24 protein-coding genes are annotated in these 24,853 nt (G+C 70.4%); 9 read left to right on the forward strand and 15 right to left on the reverse strand.

Annotation, left to right across the window (positions count from 1 at the left end):
• The first annotated feature begins 78 nt into the window (after positions 1 to 78).
• The 8 genes from H504_RS0103185 (at position 79) to H504_RS0103225 (ending at position 6,955) form a co-directional block, all read left to right on the forward strand.
• Positions 79 to 1,044 (forward strand): AraC-like ligand-binding domain-containing protein, encoded by a 966-nt coding sequence (locus tag H504_RS0103185; protein WP_026421590.1) that lies wholly within the window; start codon positions 79 to 81, stop codon positions 1,042 to 1,044.
• A gap of 120 nt (positions 1,045 to 1,164) precedes the next feature.
• Positions 1,165 to 1,536: a hypothetical protein gene (locus H504_RS0103190; RefSeq protein ID WP_245614056.1), complete on the forward strand. Its 372-nt coding sequence runs from the start codon at positions 1,165 to 1,167 to the stop codon at positions 1,534 to 1,536.
• A gap of 58 nt (positions 1,537 to 1,594) precedes the next feature.
• Positions 1,595 to 2,095, forward strand: a complete 501-nt coding sequence (locus H504_RS33060; RefSeq protein WP_245614062.1) for a DUF3558 domain-containing protein — start codon at positions 1,595 to 1,597, stop codon at positions 2,093 to 2,095.
• An 86-nt stretch (positions 2,096 to 2,181) separates the two neighbouring features.
• A complete protein-coding gene (locus tag H504_RS33065) occupies positions 2,182 to 2,691 on the forward strand; it encodes a DUF3558 domain-containing protein (RefSeq protein ID WP_245614063.1) in 510 nt (169 codons plus the stop codon).
• 269 nt (positions 2,692 to 2,960) lie between these two features.
• Positions 2,961 to 3,332 carry a hypothetical protein gene (locus tag H504_RS0103210; protein WP_026421592.1) on the forward strand — a complete coding sequence of 124 codons (372 nt, stop codon included), beginning with the start codon at positions 2,961 to 2,963 and terminating at the stop codon, positions 3,330 to 3,332.
• Between the two features lie 45 nt (positions 3,333 to 3,377).
• Positions 3,378 to 3,899 (forward strand): DUF3558 domain-containing protein, encoded by a 522-nt coding sequence (locus H504_RS0103215; protein WP_026421593.1) that lies wholly within the window; start codon positions 3,378 to 3,380, stop codon positions 3,897 to 3,899.
• Positions 3,900 to 4,076: 177 nt separating this feature from the next.
• Positions 4,077 to 5,528: an aldehyde dehydrogenase family protein gene (locus H504_RS0103220; RefSeq protein WP_026421594.1), complete on the forward strand. Its 1,452-nt coding sequence runs from the start codon at positions 4,077 to 4,079 to the stop codon at positions 5,526 to 5,528.
• The gene (locus tag H504_RS0103225) at positions 5,525 to 6,955 is read left to right on the forward strand and encodes an aldehyde dehydrogenase family protein (protein ID WP_026421595.1); all 1,431 of its coding nucleotides are present in this window, start codon (positions 5,525 to 5,527) and stop codon (positions 6,953 to 6,955) included. The genes H504_RS0103220 and H504_RS0103225 overlap by 4 nt, the downstream gene beginning before the upstream one ends.
• Positions 6,956 to 6,994: 39 nt before the next feature.
• Here H504_RS0103225 and H504_RS0103230 read toward each other — a convergent pair whose 3' ends face one another.
• From H504_RS0103230 to H504_RS33070, 3 genes are all read right to left on the reverse strand, one after another.
• Positions 6,995 to 7,660, reverse strand: a complete 666-nt coding sequence (locus H504_RS0103230; protein ID WP_026421596.1) for a L,D-transpeptidase family protein — start codon at positions 7,658 to 7,660, stop codon at positions 6,995 to 6,997.
• Between the two features lie 545 nt (positions 7,661 to 8,205).
• Positions 8,206 to 8,559 (reverse strand): hypothetical protein, encoded by a 354-nt coding sequence (locus H504_RS0103235; RefSeq protein ID WP_026421597.1) that lies wholly within the window; start codon positions 8,557 to 8,559, stop codon positions 8,206 to 8,208.
• Positions 8,556 to 9,419, reverse strand: coding sequence for a helix-turn-helix domain-containing protein (locus H504_RS33070; RefSeq protein WP_084467339.1), 864 nt, complete (start codon positions 9,417 to 9,419; stop codon positions 8,556 to 8,558). The genes H504_RS0103235 and H504_RS33070 overlap by 4 nt, the downstream gene beginning before the upstream one ends.
• 200 nt (positions 9,420 to 9,619) lie before the next feature.
• On the opposite strand from H504_RS33070, the gene H504_RS43955 reads away from it, so the two are divergent.
• Entirely contained in the window at positions 9,620 to 9,919 is a 300-nt protein-coding gene (locus tag H504_RS43955; RefSeq protein WP_084467340.1) for a DUF397 domain-containing protein, read from the forward strand.
• Here the strand turns inward: H504_RS43955 and H504_RS0103245 are convergent.
• From H504_RS0103245 to H504_RS0103300, 12 genes are all read right to left on the reverse strand, one after another.
• The gene (locus H504_RS0103245; RefSeq protein ID WP_026421598.1) at positions 9,888 to 10,919 is read right to left on the reverse strand and encodes a helix-turn-helix transcriptional regulator; all 1,032 of its coding nucleotides are present in this window, start codon (positions 10,917 to 10,919) and stop codon (positions 9,888 to 9,890) included. The two genes, H504_RS43955 and H504_RS0103245, sit on opposite strands and share 32 nt — an antisense overlap.
• Positions 10,920 to 11,272: 353 nt before the next feature.
• The gene (locus tag H504_RS40775; protein ID WP_157440172.1) at positions 11,273 to 11,437 is read right to left on the reverse strand and encodes a hypothetical protein; all 165 of its coding nucleotides are present in this window, start codon (positions 11,435 to 11,437) and stop codon (positions 11,273 to 11,275) included.
• Between the two features lie 36 nt (positions 11,438 to 11,473).
• Entirely contained in the window at positions 11,474 to 12,442 is a 969-nt protein-coding gene (locus tag H504_RS0103255; protein ID WP_026421599.1) for an aldo/keto reductase, read from the reverse strand.
• Positions 12,439 to 13,413 carry an alpha/beta hydrolase gene (locus H504_RS0103260; protein WP_035303181.1) on the reverse strand — a complete coding sequence of 325 codons (975 nt, stop codon included), beginning with the start codon at positions 13,411 to 13,413 and terminating at the stop codon, positions 12,439 to 12,441. The genes H504_RS0103255 and H504_RS0103260 overlap by 4 nt, the downstream gene beginning before the upstream one ends.
• Positions 13,414 to 15,603 carry a N,N-dimethylformamidase beta subunit family domain-containing protein gene (locus tag H504_RS0103265; RefSeq protein WP_026421601.1) on the reverse strand — a complete coding sequence of 730 codons (2,190 nt, stop codon included), beginning with the start codon at positions 15,601 to 15,603 and terminating at the stop codon, positions 13,414 to 13,416.
• 56 nt (positions 15,604 to 15,659) lie between these two features.
• Complete coding sequence (locus tag H504_RS0103270; RefSeq protein WP_026421602.1) at positions 15,660 to 16,637, reverse strand: methyltransferase; 978 nt, start codon at positions 16,635 to 16,637, stop codon at positions 15,660 to 15,662.
• A complete protein-coding gene (locus H504_RS0103275) occupies positions 16,634 to 17,764 on the reverse strand; it encodes a zinc-binding dehydrogenase (protein ID WP_026421603.1) in 1,131 nt (376 codons plus the stop codon). Before H504_RS0103275 ends, H504_RS0103270 begins: the two co-directional genes overlap by 4 nt.
• A 168-nt stretch (positions 17,765 to 17,932) precedes the next feature.
• On the reverse strand, positions 17,933 to 18,799 hold the full coding sequence (locus H504_RS0103280; protein ID WP_026421604.1) for a branched-chain amino acid ABC transporter permease: 867 nt from the start codon (positions 18,797 to 18,799) through the stop codon (positions 17,933 to 17,935).
• Between the two features lie 48 nt (positions 18,800 to 18,847).
• Positions 18,848 to 20,005 carry an ABC transporter substrate-binding protein gene (locus tag H504_RS0103285; RefSeq protein ID WP_026421605.1) on the reverse strand — a complete coding sequence of 386 codons (1,158 nt, stop codon included), beginning with the start codon at positions 20,003 to 20,005 and terminating at the stop codon, positions 18,848 to 18,850.
• Between the two features lie 43 nt (positions 20,006 to 20,048).
• Positions 20,049 to 21,809, reverse strand: a complete 1,761-nt coding sequence (locus tag H504_RS33075; RefSeq protein ID WP_035303182.1) for a branched-chain amino acid ABC transporter ATP-binding protein/permease — start codon at positions 21,807 to 21,809, stop codon at positions 20,049 to 20,051.
• Between the two features lie 33 nt (positions 21,810 to 21,842).
• A complete protein-coding gene (locus H504_RS0103295) occupies positions 21,843 to 22,544 on the reverse strand; it encodes an ABC transporter ATP-binding protein (protein WP_026421606.1) in 702 nt (233 codons plus the stop codon).
• 258 nt (positions 22,545 to 22,802) lie between these two features.
• Positions 22,803 to 24,752 (reverse strand): primary-amine oxidase, encoded by a 1,950-nt coding sequence (locus H504_RS0103300; RefSeq protein ID WP_026421607.1) that lies wholly within the window; start codon positions 24,750 to 24,752, stop codon positions 22,803 to 22,805.
• Positions 24,753 to 24,853 lie beyond the last annotated feature (101 nt).

Genomic DNA, 24,853 nt, shown 5'->3' on the forward strand with positions numbered 1-24,853 from the left:
GACCGACCCTTGACGTGACTGGGCCGAAAGGCAGAGTGTTCCCAGTCACGCAGTGTCACTCTGGCAAGGAGGTCAGCGTTGACGTACTCGGTGACGACGGCGGGCGCGCCAGCGGCGCAGCAGTTCGACCTGTGGGAATCCGCGGTGTCGCAGACGTTCGTCCCGTTGGAGGCGGCCCCCGGTGAGCGGTCGGCCTTCCGCGGCCGCCTGCGCGGCCAGAACCTGGGCAGCCTCGCCGTCTACGAGGCCACCGCGGACGCGCACACCGTCCGGCGGACCCAACGCGCCATCGCCAGGGCCAACCCCGAACTGTACAAACTGGGCCTGCAGTTGCACGGATCGGCGCGGTTGAGCCAAGACGGCAGGCAGGCCGCCTTGGACCCGGGCGACTTCGCCATCTACGACACGACCCGCCCGTACACCCTCGCCTTCGACGACGTTTCGTCTACGCTCGTGTTGATGTTCCCGCGGGACATGCTGTGCCTGCCGTCCGGCCACGTGGAACAGCTCACCGCCACCCGGTTCAGCGGCGGCTCCGGGGTCTCCGGCATCGTGTCGTCGATCCTGGTGCAACTGGCCAGGAACCTCGACGACCCGCAGGTCTACGGCAGCGTCCGCCTGGCCCGCAACGTCGTCGACCTGCTCGGCACAGCCCTGGCCGACCGCGTCGACTACTCCAACGTCCCCGCCGAATCCACCCGCGGCGCACTGCTGGTCAAAATCAAGTCCTATGTGGAAACCCACCTCAACGACCCCGCGCTGAGCCCCACCGAAATCGCCGCCGCCCACCACATCTCCACCCGCTACCTGCACAAACTCTTCAGCGACGCAGGCGTCACCGTCTCCGGCTGGATCCGCCAACGCCGCCTCGAACGCTGCGGCCAAGACCTCGCCGACCCGTCCAAGCAACAATTGGCCATCGGCGCCATCGGCGCACGGTGGGGCCTGGTGGACGCCTCCTACCTGAGCCGAGCGTTCAAGACCGAATACGGCCTCAGCCCCAGCGAATACCGCCAACGCAGCGCCACGCATCGGGGAGACTGAGGTCCAGCACTCCCCTGCCTTCACAGTGACCGGCGAGCACGCCACAGATGCGCCCAATCCCCGGTTGAGTTCAGGGCAACGTTGCTAGGCTTCCGACAGGGGAAGACCAGGGGAGTGTGCGTGTCCACCGACGAGATCAGCGGCCTGATCGGCTCGGGCGTGGGTCAGTTCGCCGCGCTTGCGGCGAGCGGTGGCTTCGCGGTCAACGAACGCGGCGGCCAAGCCTTGATCGCGGCCATTGAGAGACTGGTGGGCTGGATCGACGACCAGCAGGCCTCACTGCTCCAGTTGGCCCAGACCGCCAAGCTGGGCAGTTCCACCAACGCCAAGGCCATGCAGCCGTTCATGAAGCAGGTCGCCACAGACCAAGCGGGTTTCCTCACGCAACTCAAGCAGTTGCGCGAGTCCCTGGTGACAGCGGAGACGAGCATCAAGCAGGCCATGGCAAACTACCGACAGGCTGACGACCACGCTGCCGGCACATTCGGCTGAAGGGCGACTGGGGTCTGTGGGGCGAACGTTCTCAGTGGTGTTGGTGGTCGCGCTGACGGTGCTGGCCGGGTGCACGACCCAAACGACCGGAACGCCGTCACCACAGGACACGGGGACAGCGCCGACGTCGACAAGCGCAACCGAGACCAGTGGCACACCAGCGGCAGCCGTGCGGCCCTGTGAGTTGATCACCGACTCGACGGCAGCGCAGCTCGGAATCACCGGGGCGCCCGCCAAGGGACCAATCCACGGTGTGGATTCGTGCCGCTGGCGGGTCCGCAAGGCGGACGCGGGCACGAGCTACACGATCGACGTTGCCTACTATCCAAAACTCGGGCTGGCGGACCTGGTGGCCGACGGGCAGCCGACCCCGATCAGCCTCGGCAGGCACAAGGCAGTTCAGGCATTCGGTCCGGACGGGCTCGGCTGCGTGGTCAGCATCGAGGTCACCGCGAAGTCGAGGGTGGACGTCTCGGTCCTCGGCGGCGACCCGAGCACACTCTGCGCACCGGCGAAGAACGCGGCTCAACTAGTGGAACCACTGCTCCCGCCGAGCTAGTCGACCCGACTGGTCCGCGTCAGTAGGCGGCGGTCCGGCTCGGCTGAAGGGTGACAGGGTCCGTGAGGCGCTCGTTCCGGTTCACGATGGTCACCGGTGCGTTACTTATCGTCACGGGGTGTACTGCGCGGCAAGCGGGGACACCTGTCCCCGGGAACGTCGTCGCCACTCCCCCTGCCTCGCCGAGCACGCATGCCACCAGCACGTCCGCGGCCAAGCCGTGTGACTGGTTGTCCGGCAAGACGCTCACCGACCTCGGGATCACCAGTTCACCGCGCCCCAAGGAAACCAAGGGGGCGACATCGTGCAGTTGGCGGGTTGAGAAGGCCACCGCCGCCGACAGCTACACGATCGACATCACCTACTACCAAAAGAACAGCCTCGACGACATGGTGGGCGACCAGCCACGCACTCCAGTGCGCGTCGGCACACACAACGGCGTCCAGACGCTCGACGACACGAACTCCGGTTGCGTTGTCGCCATGGGTACCAGCGCTACCAGTCGAGTGGACGTCTACATCATCGACGGGCCACAGGCCGACTGGTGCAAGACGGCGACCACCGTGGCCACCTTGATCGAGCCCCGCCTGCCCTAGTTTTCATTTGCAGTCAGACCGTGTCAGGTGGTGCTGCCACGGTGAGCGGGGTCGAGCGGGGATAGCCCTTGTGCGCCGACCAGGAACCTCAGCCGCGCCTTCAAGCCCCTCCCCCAGCGAATACCGCCAACGCGGCGCCACCCACCGGGGGACCGACCTGGTTCTCAGCGTTCGTGGCATCTCCACTGCCCGCTTCCGTCCAGTTCAATCCGCGCTTGCGCTGAGGGCACCGTTGGTAGGCTTCCCTCGAACACACCGGGGGAGCACGCATGTCGGCTGACGAGAGCACCGGGACCATCGGTTCCGCCGTGGGAGACTTCGCGGCACTCGCCGCCCGGGGCGGCTTCGAGGTGAACGAGCACGGTGGTCAAGCGTTGTTGAACGCGGTCAACAACATGATCGACTGGATCGATAGCCGGGCTCAGAACTTCTACGAGTTGGGCCAGACGGCGATGCTGGGCAGCTCCACCAACGCGACCGCCATGAAGCCGTACCTCCAGCAGGTCGCCACCGACAAGGCAGGGTTCGTCACGCAGGTCAAACAACTGCGCGGATCGCTGGCCGCTGCGGCAGTCGCCATCCAGCAAGCCATGGCAAACTATCGGCAAACCGATCAGCACGTCGCCGAGAACCTGACCTGAGGGGTGTCAACATCAGTGAGGCGCTGTTCCCGGTTTGTCGCCGGCGTGACCCTGCTGATACTCGCGTTGGCCGGGTGCACCGACCGGACACCCGGCACGCCGGCCGCTGTCCACCCACCAGGTCCCACAACCAGCGCCGAGTCCACGAACACGACCGAATCCACGAAGACGACCACCGAGGACATCAAGGCTTGTTCACTGCTGTCCACGGCGGATCTCGGTCGGTTGGGGGTGACTGGGGAAGCCAAGCCCGGGGCGAGCAAGGGGGTGACCTCGTGTGAGTGGCGGGTCAGCAACGCCCAGAGCGGGGACGGTTACACAATCGGCTTACACGTCTACGGCAACCGGAGTCTCAAGGACGCGGTGAGTGCCAACCCCAAGACGTCCGTGCGGGTCGGTGGTCATGATGGCCTTCAGTACGTCGCCGACGGTGGTACCGGGTGTGCGGTCGCGATCGGGGTCGGCGCCGCATCGCGGGTGGATGTGTTCGTGTCGGGGGCGGGTGAGGCGGCGCTGTGCCGGCCTGCGTTGGATGTCGCCAGGCTGGTCGAGCCGCGCCTTCCATGATCGGCGCGCCACGGTGAGCGGGATGGGCGTGGGGTAAGTACGTTGCTGGGGTGGACGCGGACAGTGGCACCGGGCACGCCTGGTCAACGGCCATGCGCTGACAGGCAATCACCGGGTGGCTTCGGCGTTCGACACTGGTTACCGCGTTCGTCCAGTGGCGGCAAGGAAGGGGAGCCGATGCGCACCGAGAGTCTGTACATCGATGGGGAGTGGGTGCGCCCGGAGGGCGTCGGCGAGTTCGCCAGCCTGGACCCGGCGACCGGGGAGCAGATCGCGACGCTGGTGGACGCCGGGCAGGCCGAGGTGGACGCGGCGGTGGCGGCGGCGCGGGCGGCGCTCCCGGCGTGGACGCGGTTCCCGGCGACCGAACGCGCGCGGATCCTGTGGAAGATCGCGGACCTGATCGAGGCGCACGGTGACGAGATCGCGGCGCTGGAGACGTTGGACCAGGGGCAGCCGCTGGGGGTGGCGAAGGCGGTCAGCGTGACGGGGGCGGTGGAGCACTTCCGCTACTTCGCCGGGTTCACCACGAAGATCGACGGCGCGGTGCGGCACGTGTCGTTCCCGGACACGCTGCAGTTCGACAAGCGGGAGCCGGTCGGCGTGTGCGCGTTGATCGCGCCGTGGAACTTCCCGCTGATGATCATGGTGTGGAAGCTGGCGCCCGCGCTGGCCTGCGGCAACACCGTCGTCCTCAAGCCCGCCGAGCAGACCTCGCTGACCGCGGCCTACCTGGTCAAGCTGTGCGTCGAGGCCGGTATCCCCAAGGGCGTGGTCAACCTGATCACCGGTGGCCCCGAGGCCGGTAAGGCCCTGGTCCGCCACCCCGGCGTCGACAAGGTGTCGTTCACCGGCTCCACCTCGGTCGGCAAGGACATCGTCGCCGCGTCCGCGAACGACCTGAAGCGGGTCACCCTGGAGCTGGGCGGCAAGACCCCGACCGTCATCGCGCGCGATGCCGACATCGACGCCGCCGTGGCGGGCTCGGTCGCCGGTGGCCTGCTCAACAGCGGCCAGGTGTGCGCCGCGTACGCCCGCCTCTACGTCGACTCCGCGCGGGTCGACGAGTTCGCCACCAAGCTCGGCAAGGCCGTCGACGCGCTCAAGATCGGGCCGGGCACCGCCGCCGACACCCAGCTCGGCCCGCTCGTCACCGCCGAGCACCTGGCCAAGGTCGACTCCTACGTGCGCAGCGGCGTCGCCGACGGCGCCCAGCTCGTCGCCGGTGGCTCGCGCGGCGAGGGTGACCTGGCCAAGGGCAACTTCTACCGGCCGACCGTGTTCGCCGGGGTCCGCGACGACATGGCCATCGTCCGCGAAGAGATCTTCGGACCGGTGCTGACCGTCCTGGACTACGGCGACGAGGACGAGCTGCTGCACCGGGTCAACGACTCGCCGTACGGCCTGGCCGCCTCGGTGTGGACCGACAACGTGCGCACCGCGCACCGGCTCGCCGACGGCATCCGCGCGGGCGCCGTGTTCGTCAACATGCCGTGCATCCCGGACGCCGTCGCGCCGTGGGGCGGGTTCAAGTCCAGCGGCTGGGGTCGCGAGATGGGCCCGTACGCGATCGAGGCGTACACCGAGGTCAAGGGCGTGTGGATGCACTACGGGCAGGCCGGGCAGTGACCGTGACGCCCTACTGGGTCGCGGGCAAGCCCCGCACCTCCGACTCCCCGGTGACCGTGCGCAGTCCTTACGACGCCGCGGTCACCGGGGTCACCAGCAACGCCACCGCCGAGGACATCGAGGAGGCGGTGGCCGCCGCTGCCGCCGCCCGCGACGAGGTCGCCGCGCTGCCCGCGCACGTGCGGGCCAACGCGCTCGACCACGTGTCCCGGCGGCTGGACGAGCGGCTCGACGAGGTCGCCGCGCTGATCACCGGCGAGTCCGGCAAGCCGATCACCTGGGCGCGCACCGAGGTGACCAGGGCGGTCGCCACGTTCCGCTGGGGCGCCGAGGAGGCCCGCCGGTTCTCCGGGTCGGTGCAGCGGCTGGACACCGACCCCGGCTCCGAGGACCGGGTCGCCCTGGTCCGGCAGGTGCCGCGCGGGCCGGTGCTGGGCATCACCCCGTTCAACTTCCCGGTGAACCTGGTCGCGCACAAGCTGGCCCCGGCGATCGCCGCGGGCTGCCCGGTGATCATCAAGCCCGCGCCCGCCACGCCGCTGTCGGCGCTGCTGCTCGGCGAACTGCTGGCCGAGACCGACCTGCCCGCGGGCGCCTGGTCGGTGCTGCCGATGACCAACGAGCAGATCGCGGGCATGGTGGGCGACCCGCGGCTGCCGGTCATCTCGTTCACCGGTTCGGACGCGGTCGGCTGGCGGATCAACGACGCCAACCCGCGCAAGCACGTGCTGCTCGAACTCGGCGGGAACGCGCCGGTCATCGTCGCCCCGGACTGGAGCGACATCCCCGGCGCCGCCACCCGCGTCGCCGCGTTCGGCATGCACCAGGCCGGTCAGTCGTGCGTGTCGGTGCAGCGGGTCTACGCGCACACCGACATCTACGACGAGTTCGTGCCCGCCCTGGTCGACGGCGTCCGCGCCCTGGGCACCGGCGACCCGGCCGACCCGGACACCCACGTCGGCCCGCTCATCAACGCCGACGCCGCCCGCCGGGTGTCCGGCTGGGTCGCCGACGCGGTGAGCCGCGGCGCGACCCTGCTGACCGGCGGCCGCACCAACGGCAACGCGATCGACCCCGTGGTCCTGGCGGACGTCCCCGAGGGCTGCGCCGTGGTGACCGAGGAGGTCTTCGGCCCGGTCATCGTCGTCGAACGGGTGTCGTCGGTGGACGAGGCGATCACCCAGGCCAACAAGTCCCGCTACGGCCTGCAGGCAGGCGTCTTCACCCACGACCTCCGCGTCGCCGCCCACACCACCGCCAAACTCCAGGTCGGCGGCGTCATCATCGGCGACGTCCCCACCTACCGAGCCGACCAGATGCCCTACGGCGGCATCAAGGACTCCGGCGTCGGCCGCGAAGGCGTCCACTCGGCGATGGTGGACCTGACCGAGCCCAAGGTGATGGTGCTGACCGAGTTCCTCGCCTGACCCGTGCTGAGCGCCCCCGCCTGCTGGGCGGGGGCATCCTCACGCGGTGCCGATGTCGATGACGGGATGGGCGGCCGGGTCGAGCCAGGTCAGGATCGTGTCGATGGTTGGCGCGGGGACGCTGACGCAGCCTGCGGTGGGTTTGCCGGAACTGATGTGCAGGAAGAAGGCTGAGCCTGCGCCCTTGACGACGGGGTTCCGGTTGTAGTCGATGACGACGGCCCGGTCGTAGACGGCGCCTACCTTGCCCAGGTCTTCCCCGGCCTTCTCGTTGAAGGGGCAACTGCCGGGTGCGCAGCGGTACGGGGTGTTGTAGCGCGGGGAGTTGACGTCGGAGACCCACCAGTCGGAGGTGTCGACCTGGCGGTAGGGCAGGCGGGTGCCGTTGGTCGGCTTGTGGCCGAAGGCCTCGGTGAGGGTCCAGACCCCGGCCGGGGTCTTGGTACTGCCCTCACTGGCGAACCCGACTCCGGCTTCGCCGACGTACGCGGCAACCGGCCCGACGTCAGCCCGCCACCCGCCCCCGGTCCGCCGCCACGCCGTCAAGGTCGCCGTGGTGGCTCCCGAACCGGAGGTGACAACGGTGATGACCTGGTCAGCCCCGCCCGAGTAGGGCAACGGCAACCCCCGCTCCACCGCCACCGCCGTCCCCGCACCAGCGACCAACCCGGCCACGACGAACGGTACGAGCAATCGACCCCGCATATGCACACCCTCTTCGATTCCGGCGCGGAAACCCGCCACAACACGCCTATCAGGTAAGCGCGCATATTTCGCCGGGACACGGACTGAACTACACAACCGGGTGGGCCGATCGGTCGAACTTGCCCCGTACGCGTTACGATGATCCGCAGGATCCCGACGATCCTGGTTGTACGCACTGGGATCCGTGGGAAGATGATCTTGCTGCCCAACCGAGCGGGGGAACCGAAGGTGCACCATGGTGAGTGGTTGTCAAAAACCGGCTCAGCACAACCGGTTCGAACGAGCCCACGCCACCGCATGAGCCAGTACGCTGGCCACACCCCGGACGCGCAGTGGTCAGGATTGGTTTCATGAACGCTCACAAGGCCCGCGTTTTCGCAGGTTACACCGCCTACTTCGCCGGTGTCGCGGTAGCGACCACGACTCTCGCGACGGTCGTTTCCGACGCTCTGTCCTTGCGTTTTCCCGCCAATGTGGCGCCATACGCCTGCGCTCTCATCGTTTCGTTAGCGGCAGGACTTTCCGCGGACCACTTGGCAAATACGTTACGAAGGCTTGCCCTTCCGCTTCCGGCTGCGCGAAACCGCCAGGCCCAACCCGGACCACATCAGGCTATCGGCACCGAACAGCGCGGCGCCCAAGGTTCTCGTTTCGGAGTAAGCGGCAAGTACACTGGAAATCACCAACAGCAACACTGAGCCGATGCAATATGTCACCACAACGACAGCGATAATCCGGTGCACGAAGACGACATTTCGTCGCGACATCTCGTTCTTGCTGTTCTTCGCCTCACCAGCAAGAAAGCCCAGAAGCTGCTGCAGCCAGCCGATCTGCTCGGTCGACTTGGGCTCAGGCGGGTCCGGCTCGGGAGGTCGGGCTCGTTGAGTCAGGTCGCTCACCAGCCGAGCCTCCGGATCTGCTCGGCGATCAGGTCACGCGATCCGTCCTCGGGGAGAGCCGAACTCAGGATTTCGTGCCATTTGTACTTGTACAGCCGCAACAGGTCTGAGTTGTCCCCGGTCAAGAAGTCGGTGTCGGACTGCTCCCGGTAGAGCACGGTCTCCGGCCCGCGCAGCGGGTTGTCGATGTCGAGCAGGATGAAGGGGCCCTCCAACCCGGCGTGCCAACCCGAGGCGAACGGGATCACGCGGATCACCTTGGTCGGGTCCTCGCTCGCCGCCAGCAACCGCTCCAACTGGCCGCGCATGACATCCTCGCCACCGACCAGCCTGCGGATCGCGCTCTCGTCGATCACCATCACCGCAGGCGGCTTGCTCGTACCGCAGTTCCGTTGTTGTCGTTCGCAGCGGGCCTGGACGGCGCGCTCCAGTTGGTCACCGACGTAGTAGGGCTTCAACTGCTCGCGGGCGTACTCGGGGGTTTGGAGTTGACCGGGAATGTGGAGCGGGCTGAGCACCCGGATCCCGGTGCAGATGGACTCGTAGGCGAACAGGCGCATGGCATTGCCGCTGAGCACATCGCGGTAGGGCTCGTACCACGAGGTGCCGTTCCCCTCGTCCGCCATGGCGAGGTACGCGCCGACCTCGGCCGGGGCGGTGACCTCGTACAACTCAAGGATGGCCCGCAGGTCGGGGGCGGACACCCCGTGGGTGCCCGCCTCGATCCGGACGACCTTGGACTGCGACCACCCCAGCGCTCGCGCGGACTCCGCCTGGGTCAGGTGGCGCTGATCGCGCAGGTCGCGCAGTGCCCGACCGACCAGCCTGCGGCACACCCAGGGGTCACGCTGTCCAGCCACGCCTTTACACCCTTCAGTGGTAACCCATCAGGAGGTCGACGCAGCATCGTGCCTATAGTCATGACGAACTTCACCGACCCGGGACCCAAAGTACCATCACCCCCGGGCGGGGTACCGCAGCGCCGGGGGTGTCGCTACCCGGTTGACGCCACCCGAAAGATACGTGTCGCTACCGTGGGTGATGGAAGCGCGCTGGCGGAATGCGGCCCACCCGGGCAGCGGATTTCTCCGGTCGGGAAAGTCGGAAACAATCGTCGGGTCGCCTCCACTCCGAGAGGCCGGAAACCCGGGTGGGGATTTTCGTGACCATCTCCGAAACCGCCCGCTGGCGGACCAGCAGCCGTTGCGAAGCGGGCAAGTGCGTTGAGTTGACAACCACCGCGGTGCGGAATTCGACAAATCCGAGACAAATACTGGACATGCCCGCGGCAGCAATCCGCGGCCTGGTGGAATTCGCCTGCGGCGTCCTTACGGCCAGGTCGGTTCCGCGCCGCGGGTGAGGCGGGGGAGGTGGCCGACGCCGGTGGGGGTTGGGGTGGGGCGGATGATGCCCGCGCGGGCGGCTACGCCTGCGGCTTCGCCGCGGGATTGGCAGTCGAGTTTGGCGAGGAGGCGTTCCACGTACGTCTCGACGGTGCGCCTGCTGACGACGAGGCTTTCGGCGATGGCCTGGTTGCTCAAGCCCGCGACGATGCCGGTGGCGACGTCTATTTCGCGGGTGGTGAGGCCGATGGCGTTGGCGTAAGGCGCCGTGGCGAGGATGACGGCGGTGCGGACACCATCGGTGATGCGCAATAACCGCACCCGGTACCAGCCATCGGGGCTCGGCCACAGGAATGCCACCGTGCCGACGCCGAGGTCGCCGAAGGCGGCGCCGAGGGCGGTGATGGCGGGGTCTTCCGCGAGCGGGGACGGGTCGCGGTCCGCCAAGGCGAGTGGGGGGCCGCCGGGGACGAGGTGGCTGGCGGTCCACTCGGGACCGAACCAGGCGTCGAAGCGGGGGGAGCGCAGCGGGTCGACGCGGCGGGCGATGGCGGTTTCCAGTTCGCCGACGAAACAACGGGCGCGTTCACCGAACGAGCGGGGCAGCGCGGCGCTCAGGTGCAGGATGCCGACGACCTGGTGGGCACCGCCGCGCAACGCGGCGGACAGGCCGTCCTCCAAACCCGCCGGGCGGAGGTTTTCCCGGTAGTGCGGGGATTCGCGGAAGTTGTGCGGGGCGTCGTCCATCAGCAGCGGGACCGGGGAGTCGAACAGCAGGCCGCCCCAGCGGGTGCGCGGCAACTCGTGCGCGAGGTCGTGCGAGATGGACCGGGAGTAGCCGCGCTCGGCGAGGACGACGAACCGGCGCAGCACCGGGTCCCAGCCGGTGACCTGGGCGGCGCGCAACTGCGGCACCGCCCCGGTGATGGCCTCGAAGACCTCGTCCCACTCGACCGCGGCGGCGGAGCCGAGCGCGGACCCGATCCGCACCGCCGACGCCACCATCGTCGGGTCCATCGACGCCGCCCACCTTCCGCCTCGACCAGCCCAGCGAACTTACGATCATTCCGCCGAACGGGGCAATACGGTGGGGCCGGGTGACCCGCGGCGCATGCGCACCGTGCGCCACGGGTCAACCCGGGGTTCTCGGAGGGACAAGTCCCCTGCGGGACCGTCTAGCGGCTCGACCCGGAACGTTGGCCGGGTCTCGACCTGCCCACGACGTCCCTGGCCGCGTTGCCGAAACGCCCAAGTACGAGGCCGTTCCGGCGCCTCGCCAAGAACACCGTGGACAGGCCGATACCCAGCAGGCGTCCGGGTCGGGTCCACCACGTCGCGGTCGAGCCAGAGGTCGGCGACGGCCTCGCGGATCACCAGGCCGTGCTCCTCGGCGAGCGCAACACGCCGAGGCTGGCCCCGAGCTGGGGAATCCGGTGACCCACCTCGTCCGGGTAACCGAAGTGCCCCGGCGACAGCGGCGCGACGAACGCCAGGCCGAAGTCCTCGACTCCCAGCGCCGCAGCGCCGCCTGCCACTGCTCATCCGCGCGGACCAGGAGGGACAACTACCGTCTAGCGCCCGGTCGGGTCCACCACGTCGCGGTCGAGCCAGAGGTCGGCGACGGCCTCGCGGATGGCCAGGCCGTGTTCCTCGGCGAGGGCGACGGCGCCGAGGTTGGCCTCGAGTTGGGCGAGTCGGGAGGTGCCGAACAGGACGGTGGACACCAGGGGGTCGGCCAGGCAGAACGCGATCCCGGCCTGGGCGGCGGTGGCGCCGAAGCCCTCGGCGATGCCCGCCAGCTTGACCGCGGCGGCGGCGACCTGCTCGCGGATGCCGCCCGGGTCGCGGCCGATCATGCGGTCCGGCACCAGCTTGCCAGCCAGGATGCCGCCCTCGAACACGTCGGAGGCCTGGATGGTGATGCCGGTCTCGTCGGCGAGGGCGCGGAACGGCTGGCCGTCCGGGATGGACCGGCGGACCACGCTGTACTTGAGCTGGGCCATCTGCGGGCCGGGGACGCCGAGTTCGGCGGCGGCGTCGTGCGCGGCGCGCAGGTGGTCGACCGACCAGTTGTTCACGCCCCAGGCGCCGAGCTTGCCCTTGGCGACGAGCTCACCGAGGGAACCGGTGAGCGCCTTCATGTCCGGCTCGGTGCCGAACAGGTCGCCCAGGACGGCGAAGTCGGCGTGCTCGACGCCGACCCGGGTGAACAGGTTGTCCAACTGGCCCTCGAAGGTGTTCTCCGGGAAGCCCTGCAGCCACAGCTTCGCGGAGAGCTTCCAGTCCTCGCGCGGGATGCCCGCGGCGGCGATGGCCCGACCGAACAGGATGTCGGTGTACGACTCGGGGACCACGGTGCCGTCGGTGGAGAAACCGGCGTAGTAGGCGGCGTCGAACAGGTTGATGCCTGCCTCGTGCGCGCGCTGCAGCATGGCGACGGCCTCGCGGAAGGGCATCCGGTCGTAGATGTGCCAGGAGCCCATCGACAGCACGGAGACCTCGGGTCCGCTGGTGCCGATGCGGCGGCGGGGAATGGTCATGACTGCCTCTCGGTGGTGTTGGTCAGGGACAGGCCCCGGGTGAAGACCTTGCGCAGCGAGTCGATCGCCCGCTGGTGGGCCACGGCGGAGATGCTGAGCCGGTCGGCCAACAGGGCGAAGAACCCGTGGATCTGGCCGTGGTACCGGACGAGTTCGGTGGGCACGCCCGCGTCCATCAGGCGGTGCCCGTACTCCTCGCCCTCGTCGCGCAGCGGGTCGTACTCGGCGGTCATCACGAGGGCGGGCGGCAGGCCGGTGAGGTCGGTCGCCTGGAGCGGGTTGAGGTACGGGTCGCGCAGGTCGGTCGGGTCGCGCGGGTACTGCTGGAAGAACCACTCCATGCTCGCGCGGGTCAGGAAGTGGCCCTCCGCGTAGTCCACATAGGACTGGCGGTCGGTGCTGGGTGGGGCGATCACCGGCGCGGCGAGGACCTGCAGCAGGGGTAACCGGCCGCCGCGGTCGCGGGTCTTCAGGCAGGCGACGGCGGCGATGTTGGCGCCGGTCGCCTCCCCGGCCACCGCGATCCGGGCCGGGTCGACGTCGATCTCGGCGCCGTGCTCGGTGATCCAGGCGAGCGCGGCGTCGGCGTCGTCGGCCGCGGCCGGGAAGCGGTTCTCCGGGGCGAGCCGGTACTCGACGGACACGACGACGGACTCGGCTTCCCGGCACAGGACCCGGCACACGGCCTCGTTCTCCGCGAACGACCCCAGCACCCAGCCGCCGCCGTGGAACCAGAGGACACCGGGGAACGGGCCGTCCCCGGTCGGCACGTAGACGCGGACGCGCAGCTCGCCGCCGGGTCCGGGGATGGCGCGTTCGTAGACCCGCCCGACCGGTTCGAGGTCGTCGGGCAGCCGCCAGTTCGCGGCGAAGGTGGCCCGCAGCTCGGCGGCGGGGACGCCGAGCGGGATCAACCCGCCGAGGGCGTCGGTCTCCGCGATGATCGCTCTCGCCTCGGGGTGCAGCGGCATCTAGCGCTCCTTTCCGTACCGGTCGGCGGTGAACGAGCGCAGGACGGCGGCGGTGAGCCGGGAGACGTCGTTGGCGTCACCGCGGTGCGACAGCGCCGCGCACCAGCCGATCGAGCCGACGGCGAACACGCGCCCGCCGCCGGGGGTGTCCAGCAGGGTCAGGTCGGACCGGCGGCGGTCCACCGGGTCGGACAGCGGGTGCGGGGTGGTGGGGCCGGTGTCGGCCTGCATGTAGTTCTCGCCGAGCGGCGCGCGGCCGATCAGCCGGGTGTCCGGCGGGCTGCCGAGGAGCTCGTCGTAGCCGTCGGTCTCGAAGGACGCGGCGGCGCCGAGCAGGGCGCCGAAATCACCCAACGGGGTGTCCCGGTCGATGCCGCGCAACAGTTCGTCGACGGCCGCGTCGCCGGGCTTGGCCCGGATCTCGTAGGCGGCGCCCGGGGTCAGGCCGGCCGCGGTGGTGCCGATGCCGAACAGCCGGTGCGGGGAGCGGCCGCGCTCGGCCCACAGCCCGCCGGGCTCACCGGTGGACGCCAGGTGCAGCTCCCCCGGCTCGCTCTCCCACATCCGGACCCCGGAGTAGCCGCGGCGCAGTTCGGCGACGTGCCGCTTCTCCGGGTGGATCGCGGTGACCCAGTAGGCGCCGTTGCCGCCGAGGTACGCCAGCGCGCCGCCGCCGTGCAGGTGCCCGGTCGCGGCGTCGAGCATGGCGCCGGTCCAGTACTCGGGGTGGCTGCCGGTGACCACGGCGGCGTACCCGGCGAGCGCGTCGGCGCCCTCGGCGTCCAGGTCGTGGTCGGTGACCAGGTCGAAGTGGAAGCCCTGGCGGCCCAGCCAGCCGACCAGGTGCAGGTCCTCGCTGTACTGGTGCGGGCCGCTCGCGTGCCGGAACACGTGGTCGTCGCGCAGGCCGAGCAGCGGCCGCAGCAGCGAGGCGGTGGCCGCCCCGGCGCCGTCGTGGTGGCGGTCGTAGAGGCTGTGCAGCCGGTTGCGGCGGGCGAACGGGGCGGCGATCTCGCGCGGGTCCTCGGGCAGGAACGGCATGTGCACGTGTTCCAGCGCGTACGCCAGGTAGCTCAGGGTCGGCACCAGGAACGCGATCGGCGCGCGCGGGGCACCGGCCCTGGGCCGGACGAAGAACGGGACGCGGTCGACCCCGGCGTCGGAGGCGAGCTCCACGCAGTAGCAGCCGCCGGGCAGGTCGTCGGGCAGGTCGACGGTGAGCACCGGCTCCCAGCCCGCGTCCTCCAGGTCGGTGCTGTGGAAGTGCACGGCGCCGTAGCCGGTGTCGGCGAACCGCCAGTCGAGCACCTCGCCGGTCCAGTCGTGCGCGGTGACCCCGCGCAGCGGCCCGTTGTGCAGGGTGCCGTGCCTGCCGTCGACCAGGTCGAGCAGCCGGTCGCCGCCGATCTCCTGGCCGAGGTCCCACTGGGCGGCGGCACCGCGGTGCCAGGCGCCAGTGGTGTCCGCGGCCAGCTCGGCGACCTGGGCGGCGTCCAGCGCCCGGTCGAACAGGCAGGGCGCGCTGAGCTTGCCGTCGAAGTTGTCGGTGACCACCCCGTCGACCACGCGGGCGGCGAACACCAGCGGCTCGTCCGATGCGGCCAGCGCGCCGCGCGGGGCGGAGACGACCACGGTGGCCGGTTTCTCGCTCGCCAGCGGCGACCCCGGCCGGACCTCCAGCCGGATGCCGCGCTCGGAGTAGGAGCCGGTGAGCAGGTACCAGCGGCGCACGCACAGCGGCGCCGACGCGGTGACGGTCAACGAGCCGTCGTCGGTGTGCGCGGTGAACTCCGGGCGGCCCGCCGCGTCGACGCCCAGCTCGGCGACCCCGGCCTGGGTCAGCACGCCGACCCGGCCGTCGCCGAGCGCCGTCGGCCACACCCACACCGCGAACGTGGTCGCCCCGGCGACCGCGCCCGCCCCGCCGCCGAACGACGGCGGGTTCGGCACCAGGCCGTAGGAGCCCTGGTCCAGGTGCTGGTGCGGCACGGTGACCCGGTCCGGGAGCCCGGCGTTGACCGGGACCCGGACCGGGGCGGTGCCGTCGTGGTCGACCAGCAGCAGCCGGACCCGCACGTCCGGCTCGGTGGAGCTGGCGCGCACCACCACCCGCTCCCCCGGCCGGGCGGAGAGCCGGTCGAGGTAGCCGGTGATGGGGGCGTCGGTGTGGTCGACCGGACGACGGGTCACGGCGGGGTCATCCCTTCAGCGACAGTGCTGCCTGCGGTTTGTTGCGGTACGGCTGGTTACACGGCTTCCGCGACGATGACGCGCGGCGAGCCGGGCACCGGGCGGGTCTCCACCCAGCGCCAGCCGGTGGCCTCGAGCCAGCCCTTGACCTCGTCCTCGGGGTAGACGACGGTGCCGTCGATGACCAGGTACTCACCCGCGAGGACCGGGTCGAGGCGGCGGCCGTCCGAGGCGTCGAGCAGGAAGTCCAGCACGAGCAGCTTGGCGCCCGCGTCGACGACCTCGCGTGCCTTGGTCAGGATGGTCTTGTTCTCCTCCGGGGTGAACCGGTGCAGGACGTGCTCGAGCAGCACTCCGTCGTAGTGGCCGGGGACCGACTGGGTCAGCGGGTCGGCCTCGTGGAACTCGACGTAGTCCGAGAAGCCCTCGGGCGCGCCGCCCTTGGCCATCTGCAGCATCATGTCGGTGCTGACGAACGCGCCGCGCAGCTTGGGGTTGCGCTTGTGCGCCTCGTCCAGGAACGCGGTGGACAGGCCCGCCAGGTCGAGCAGGTTCTCGTGCGCGGTGAAGTCGTAGACCTCGGCCAACTGCTGCGCGTGCAGCGAGTTGTAGGTCTGGACGCCGCCCATGAAGGTGCCCATCCGCTCGCCGCCCATGTCGAACGGCTGCGGCTCGGCGGTGCGCATCGAGTCGGTGTAGCCCAACCAGTGCGGGTAGCTCAGCGCGTCCCAGAACGCCAGCCACGGGCGCAGGTCGAGGCCGTCGCCACCGGAGAGGTAGGCGGCGGTGGCCTCGGTGTTGGTGTACTTGCCGTCGGCGTAGGTCAGCAGGCCGAGGCCGACCATGGCGTCGGTCAGGATGCGCGCCGAACGCTCTGGCACGCCCGCCTTCGCGGCGACCTCGGCGGAGGTCGCCGGACCAGCGGCCAGCGCGGCGAAGATGCCCAACTCGCTGGCGGCGAAGAACTGCTTCGCGGCCATGAAGCCGGACGCGACCGCGGCCAGCGGGCTGGGGTCAACGGGGTTGGTGGTCATCCGGAGATCTCCTCACAGTCGAGTGCTGGGTCGACGACGGCCTTGACCGCCGCCATGGACGCCATGTCCTTGATGGCCTGGTCGGCACCGCCCAGGCCAACGGGCTCGCCGAACATGGCGTCCCAGTCGAAGCGGTCGCGGAAGGCGTTCAGGAACCGCAGCGAGCGGTCCAGGTCGGACACGTCCCCGTTGAGGGAACCGATGACCTGGATCTCCCGGCTCAACACCACGTCCATCGGGACGGGCATGGCCTGCGGGCCGGTGAGCCCCACCACGACGTGCTTACCACGGAGGCCGCACATCAGCACGCCCTCGCGGTTGGCCGAGGGGGACCCGGCGAAGTCGAACACCAACTCCGCGCCCCTGGCCTCGGTCAACTCCTCCACCCTGGCCACCCGCTCGTCCGGGTCGGACACCTCGTCGACCGAGATGGTGACGTCCGCCCCGTAGCGCGCGGCGATGGCCAGCCGGGTGGCCGGTCCCCCGATGGTGATCACCCGGCCCGCACCCGCCGTACTGGCGAGCGCGGTGGCGACCAGGCCGAGCGGCCCGGCGCCCTGAATGACCACTGTGGACTCCGGCCGGACCCCGCCCGCGTTGGCGAACGCGCGCAGCACGGTCTTCACCGCGCAGCCCGCGGCCGCCGCCCACCGGTGGGGGATGTCGTCCGGCACCACGAGGCGGTGCGCGCCCGGTGGGAGGTAGGTGTACTGGGTGAGCCCGCCGACGACGAACGGCCACTTGTCGGCGCGTTGGCGGAACCCGTAGCCGCGTTCGGCGCACAACACCGGCTGGCGCAGCACCGTACACGCGTGGCAGTGGCCGCAGACGGACTCCGACCAGACCAGCCGGGTGCCGATGTCGACCGGGCGGCCGAGGGCATCCTCGCCCGCGTACGGGCCGAGCGCGACGACCTCGCCGACCGTCTCGTGGCCCAGGACCATCGGCAGGCCCGCGAACGGCAGCACGCCCTGCCACAGGTGCGCGTCGGTGCCGCACAGCGTGGCGGTGAGCACCTTGACCAGCGCGGCGCCCGGCGGCAGGTCGACCGGCAGCGGGAGCTCCTCAAGCTCCAACGGGGCGTTGAACTCGCGCAGCACGGCGGCCACGGTCACTCTCGGCCTCATGCGGTCTCCTCGCTCACGGACACGGGCACGCCGTCGAGCACGGGACGCGGCGCGTCGGGCGAGCGGCCTCAACAGGATACATTATAAGTCTCCCTTCGTAGACCAAAAGATCCCGGCAGGGCACCAAAATCCTCCGATCGACCTCCTTCCCACCCCCGGGTGGGGTGACTACGCGGGCTCGTCCCAACGATCGGCGCGCCGGGTCCACACGAGCACGACCAGGATGACCACGAACGGCAGCACGCCGCGGAACTGCTGCACGTCGGTCCAGGTGCTGGCCACCCCCTGCAGCACGCCGAGGGCCAGCCCGCCGACCAGGGTCAGCGGGAAGCTGCGGAACGCGCCGACCAGCACCGCGGCCAGCGCCGGGGTGATCAGCCCGGCCTGCGAGCCGAAGTCGCTGGCCAACTGCGGCGCGATGATCATGACGGCGAGCGAGCTGGCCGCCCCCGCGACCGCCCACACCACCATGGACAGCCGCGGCACCCGCACCCCGATCAGCTCGGCCGTGGTCGGCCGCTCCGACTGGGCGCGCAGCAGCAGCCCGGTGCGGGTCCGGTTCAGCAGCACCGCGGGCAAGACGGCGAACGCGATGGCCAGCACCAGGGTGACCACGGCGGTCCAGGTGACCACGACGCCGCCGGTGGTGAACGCGGGCGCGTCGAACGGGCTGGGGAACCGGTGCGGGTGCTGCGCGCCGAACAACCGCAGCCCCACGGCGACCAGACCGGCGTAGACCGCGATCGTCACCGCCGCCTTGACCCCCTCGCTCGCCTCGGAGAACCAGCGGACCATGACGGCGCCGAGCGCGCAGTGCAGCACCGCCCCGATGACCATGCCGGTGGGCACCGCGAGGTAGAGCGGCACGCCGTCCTCGTAGGGCACGACCATGGCGAACGCGCCGAAGGCGCCGACGGCGGCCTGGGCGAAGTTCACCACCGACACGAGCCGGTAGGTCAGCAGCGTGGACAACCCCATCAGGGCGTACGCGCCGCCGGTCACCAATCCGGCGATGGCCGCGGACAACTGGAGCACGGGCTGGGGCCTTTCGGGCTCGACGGGGTTCAGCGGGGCTTGGGGCCGTCAGTTGGCGGCGGGAACGGTGATGAAGTCGCCGAGCGGGACCCAGGTGCCGCCCTGGAGCTGGACCATCTTGCAGGTCTTGCTCGGCTGGTGGACCTGCTCCGGGCCGAACACGAACGGGTTACCCACCATCGGGTCGCTGATCGGGCGCATGGCGCGCAGGGCCTTGTTGACCGAGTCGCGGGTGATGTCGCCGCGGATGCTCCTGAGCACGTCCACGGTGAACTTCGCGGCGAGGTAGCCGCCCTGGGAGAACGCGGTGGCCGGGGCCTTCGCGCGGGCCACGGTGTCCCGCCAGTCCTTGTTGGCGGCGGAGTCGGCGGTGAACGGCTCGAACTCGCTACCGGCGTAGACCTTCAGACCGAGCCCGCCGACGGTCTTGGCGACGCTGTCGGTGTAGGCCGAGGCCAGCAACAGGAAGTCGGTGCCCGCCATGCCCTGGGTGCGCGCCGCCTTGAGGAACGGCACCACCAGTTGCTCGGTGGGGTTGAACATGATCGCGTCGCAGCCCGCCTGCTTGGCGCGCAACAGGTACGGGGTCGGGTCGCCGGACTGCTGCACGGTCAGGTCGTTGACGACCAGGTGCTTGCCGGTGATCCGCGACCACTGGTCCAGCGCCTTCTTGACCGGGTCCTCCGAGCCGGGCAGCACGACGGTGAAGTTGCACAGCCGGGTGTCGTTGAGGGTTTCCGAGGCGAACAGCAACTCGGCGGTCATCAGCGTGTACGGGCCGACGTTGACCGGGGCGATGTTCGGGCTCTGGTAGCACTTGGCGCTGGCGCCGACGGCCATCACCGAGCTGATCTTCTTCTGCCGGTAGAAGGCGTCGTTGACGTCGCAGTCGGTGAAGCTGGCCGAGGCGGCCATCGACACGATGTCGGAGTCGGCCAGCTCCCTGGCGACCTGGGCGGTGCGTTGCGGGTTGCCCGTGTCGTCCTTGACGATGAACTCGATCTTCCGGCCGCCGATCCCGCCCCGGTCGTTGACGTCGTCGAAGACCCGCTGCGCGGTCTTGACCACCTCGGCCGTGATGAAGCTGCCGGTCAGCCCGGCGATCGCGCCGATCTTGATGCTGTCGTCGGAGCTGCAGCCGGTCAGCAGGGTGGACGCGAGCGCCGCCGCGGTGGCGAGGCTGCCTAACTTGGTTGCCGCTCTCATGCGGGGCGCTCCGGACGGGATCGGGGACGGGGACGCGGGGAGGTCAGTGCCGGGTGCGGGACTCGCCGAGGTAGGCGGCGATGACGACCGGGTCGGTGAGCACCTGCTCCGGCGGACCGGCGGCGATCACCTGGCCGAAGTCGAGCACCACGACCTGGTCGCAGGTCGCCCGCACCACCTCGATGTCGTGCTCGACCAGCAGCAGCGAGGTGTCGAACCGCTCCGGGATCTCCACCAGCCGCTCCACCAGCAGCCGGGTCTCGTCGGCGGAGTGGCCGGCGGCGGGCTCGTCGAGCAGCAGCACCGGCGGGCGGCCGACGGCGAGCCCGGCGACCTCCAGCAACCGGCGGGTGGCCACGTCCACCGCCTCCATCGGGGTGTCCGCGGGCGGGCAGCCGAACAGCGCGAGCTGCTCGTCGATCTCCTTGGGCGACACCGACCGGCCCGCGGCCACCTGCAGGAACATGCCGACCGAGATGGCGGTCGGCACCCGCAACTGCTGGAACGAGCGGCGCACACCCGCGCGGGCGCGGTGGTGGGCGGACAGGTCGTCGATCGGCTTGCCGTCGAGCAGGACCCGGCCGGTGTAGCCCGCGGCGAAGCCGGTGACGGCGTTGATCAACGTCGACTTGCCCGCGCCGTTCGGCCCGACCAGGCCGACCACGTGCCCGCGCGGGACGACCAGGCTGACGTCGTTGACCGCGACCAGGTTGCCGAAGGCGACCCGCAGGTCGCGGACCTCCAGCGCGGGGGCGCCGCGGCCGAGCACCCGCACCGGCCGCATCGGGCCGAACACCGACACGTGCGGCACCGCGGCCACCGGCGGGTTCTTCGCCAGCCTGCGGCGCCGCCAGCGTGAGCGGGTGAGGTCGGTCTGGCTGCCGCCCATCCGCAGCACCTGGATGGCGCCCACGGCGAACAGCAGCGCGGCCAGGTCCTGCGGGATGCCGATGGAGTCCATGACCTCGGGCACGACCGCGCCGATGAGACCACCGGCCAGCGCGCCCTCGATGTGGTTGGTGCCGACGAAAAGCGCGATGGCGAAGAGGGTGACCGAGGTGAACGAGGCGAAGTTGCCCGCGGTCAGCACCCCGAGCTGGCCGGCCATCAACCCGCCGCCGATGCCGGCGACGAACGCGCTGAGCGCGAACGCGGCGAGCTTGCCGATGGTGACGCTGATGCCGTGCGCCGCGGCGGCCCGCTCCGAGTACCGGATCTCCACCAGCGCGCCACCGAGGCGGCTGCGGTCCAGGAAGTAGAGCGCCACGAAGATCACCGCGACCACGATCGCGGTGAGCACGAAGTAGGCCTCGTCGGTGTCGAACAGGTCCGGCCTGCGCACGAAGTCGTAGGTGTCGAGGCCGGGGTAGGCGACCCCGCCGAACACCACGTCCAGCGCGGTGGCGAAGGCGAAGGTGGCCACGGCCAGGTTCACCCCGCGCAGCCGCAACGCCGGGAGCCCGATGAGCAGGCCCGCCACCACCGCGGCGAGGCCGCCGAGCAGCAGCCACACGTAGAAGCCGCCGGGGACGTCGGCCACGTTGGCCCAGCCGACCACCCAGGCGCCGATGCCCGCGAAGGACAACTGGCACAGCGAGATGACACCGGCCCGGCCGGTGATCAGCCCGTAGCTCTGCATGAAGACGACCGACACGGCGGCCGTGGTCAGCACGAACAACTGGTAGCTGCTCGCCACGCCGGTCAGCACGGCCACCACCACCGCCGCGGCCACCAGGCCGAGGACGAGCGGTCTGGCTGGCCGCGCGGCCTGCCGCGACCGGGGAGACTCCAGCGCAGTGTCCACTTCAGACTCCAGTCGCGGGTTCGGTGGCGGGGTTCAGTGGCGGGTTTCGCCGAGGTAGAGCGCGTGCAGCAACCTGCCGTCGGCGCGCAGCGCGGACCCGTCGCCCGCGTAGACCAGTTCACCGCGGGCCATCACGTAGGCGCGGTCGGCGATGCTGAGCGCGAGGTTGGCGAACTGCTCGACCAGCAGCACGCCGACGCCGTGGTCGGCCAGCCTGCGCACCGCCCTGGCCAGCCGCTCCACCACGATCGGGGCGAGGCCGAGGGACATCTCGTCGATCAGCAGCACCTTGGGCCGACCGAGCAGCGCCCGGCCGACCACCAGCATCTGCTGCTCGCCGCCGGAGAGCAGCCCGGCGGGCGCGGAGATCTGCTTGCGCAGCTCGGGGAACAGGTCGAGCACCGGGTCGATCGCCCGCCCCGGCGGACAGGCGGCCCGCAGGTTGTCCTCAGTGGACAGATCGCGGAACACGGTGCGGTCCTGCTCGATGTGCGCCAACCCGGCCCGCGCCCGGCGCCACGCGCGCAGCCGCTCCACCCGGGTGCCGCCGAGGGTGATCCGCCCCGAGGCGATCGGGATGGCCCCGGAGATGCCCTCCAGCAGGGTCGTCTTGCCCGCCCCGTTCGCGCCGAGCAGCACGGTGACCGCGCCCCTGGCCACGGTGACCGTCGCACCGCGCACGATCGGCAGACCCGACCGGTGCACGTACACGTCCTCAATGGACAGAACGTTCACAGGGAAAAGCACCATCCTAGGGGATAACGGGGCGCGGCGGTGTGGCGAACAGCCTGCGCCCGCGCGCACACCCCCGGTGTCCGTAGAAATACCGAAAAACCGTGGAACCGCTGGACACGCCGACCGGAAACCGGCACGCGCGCGAGAACGGCCCACCCCGAAGTCCAGGGCGGGCCGCTTTCTCGTCGCCATCCCGCCAACCGCGGGACCACTATCGGCAACAAACGGAGACGAACGTTCGGTCGTCGGACGAAAGGACTAATGACCACAACCGCATTGCCCCGGCGGGCAGTGCGCGCAGCCCTTGGCGCCGTCGGGCAGGTCGAGGGCGGGGTTGCGGTCGCAGAAGCCGTGGGGGCGCAGCAGGAAGCCGCTGTAGTCGACCGGCATGACCGGCCAGTCCTCCGGCCGGGGCACGTGCGTCGGGCCGAACACGTGCCAGAGGACGAGGTCCTGGCCGTCGAGATCCCGGTCGGCTTTCGTCCACGTCGGTAGACCCGATCCGCCCGGGTGCTGGTTCGGGTAGTCGCCAGCCGGGAAGTTCTGCGCCTCGTCGTGCCGGGTGACCCACAGGTGCTTGGTGGCGAACGCGGCGCGCTGGGCCACGGTCGACTCGGGTTGGGCGAGCAGCGCCGGGCCGGTGTGCGGCATCAACTGGTAGGCGCGCGGCTTGCCGAGCCGGTTGGCGCTCTCGGCGCTGCGGATGATCCAACTGCGCGCCTTGGTCGAGTCCGACATCCGCTGGGCGGTGGACTCGCTGGTCAGCGGGGTGGTCGTGGTGGTGAACGCGTTGCCGTACGGGTTGTCCGGCCCCATCGGGATGCCGACCACGTCGACCTCGTCGACCGAGTTGCGCTCCCCCGCGACCTCCATGTCCAGCCGCGCGCAGAACAGGTGCTGGTGCACCGGCGCCATCAGCCCCGGCGCGATCTCCGCCGCGTACGGGGAGGTGCTGCCCGGCTCGGCGGCGCCGCAGAACACGATGCCGGTGGCCTTGGCCTCCAACTGGATCGAGCCGTCCTGGTAGAAGTACCAGAAGAAGCCGTAGTCGTAGTTGCCGATGGTCGCGAAGAACGACACGACCAACCGGCGCGAACGCCGGACCTCCACCGCGCCGGTGAGGATGTTCGTGTGCTTCCAGAGGATGCCGTAGTCCTCTTCGTGCATGCAGATGGCCTGCGGGATCGTCACCGCGTTGGCGTGGTCGTCGGCGACGACACCGTCGAAGTAGTGGATGACGCCCAGGCAGTCGCAGCCCAGCTTGAGGCTGTTGGCGTTCTTGCCGAGCAGGTACTCACCCGCGTCGAAGTACGAGATCCAGTACCGCCACGGCGCCGGGTCCCCGTAGGGCACGACCATCTCGGCCATCGACGCCCGGTACGCGACCGACCGGTACTCCCCCGCGTTCTCGGCGAACTCGATCCGGTGCAGGGTCAGCCCCTCCCGGGCGTTGAACCCGACCCGGAACCGCCAGCCCTCCCAGGTCACCTCGTTGCCGTCGACGGTGAAGCTCACGCCATCGGGCTGGGTGATCTCGATCGGCTTCAGCGTGGTCCGCGCGGGGCCGACGTGCTCGGCGTCGAAGTTGCCGTGCTCGGCGGGGACGGGGACGTCGCCGGAGTCCTCGACCGAGATGACCTCACCGGTGATCAGGTCGACCTTCGCGAGCAGCCCCTCCACCGGGTGCGCCCACGGGCTGTCCTCCTCGAAGTCGCGCAGGAAGGTCAACGCGCGGAGAACCCGGCGCCCCTCTTCCTCCGGGTAGCCGAAGTGCCCCGGCGACAACGGCGCGACGAACGCCAGGCTGAAGTCCTCGACTCCCCGGCGCCGCAGCGCGGCCTGCCACCGCTCGTCCGCGCGGACCAGGTCGGCGCTGCGGTCGTACTCCTCGAGCAGGACGGCGGGCTGCCCGGTGCCGACCGCGAGGTCTTGCCAGCTCGTCAACTCGCCCTTGACCAGGTCGACGGTGGCCTCGCTGGCCACCCCGGTCGCCACGTCGAGCACCACCGCGAGCGCCCGCCTGCTGAACACGTCGCCCTCGACGAAGCTCCTGACCTCGGCCTTCGGCGGCTCGACCAGCAGCACGCTGGGGAACCGGGTGGTCTCACCCACCCGCCCGGCCGCGACCAGGACCTCGCGGACACGGGCGATCTCCGCGCCTGCCAGCGGGTCGAGCGGGTGTCGGACGAGCGGGGTCGTGGCAGTCATATGGCCGAGTATCGCCGCTGCGGCCGGGAGGGGTCTTGCCGTGGGGTGCCCACCGGTTGACCGGCAGGGAACCCCACCCGATCGAGTGGATGCCGTACGGT

This window comes from Actinokineospora inagensis DSM 44258 (assembly GCF_000482865.1).
GTDB lineage: Bacteria > Actinomycetota > Actinomycetes > Mycobacteriales > Pseudonocardiaceae > Actinokineospora > Actinokineospora inagensis.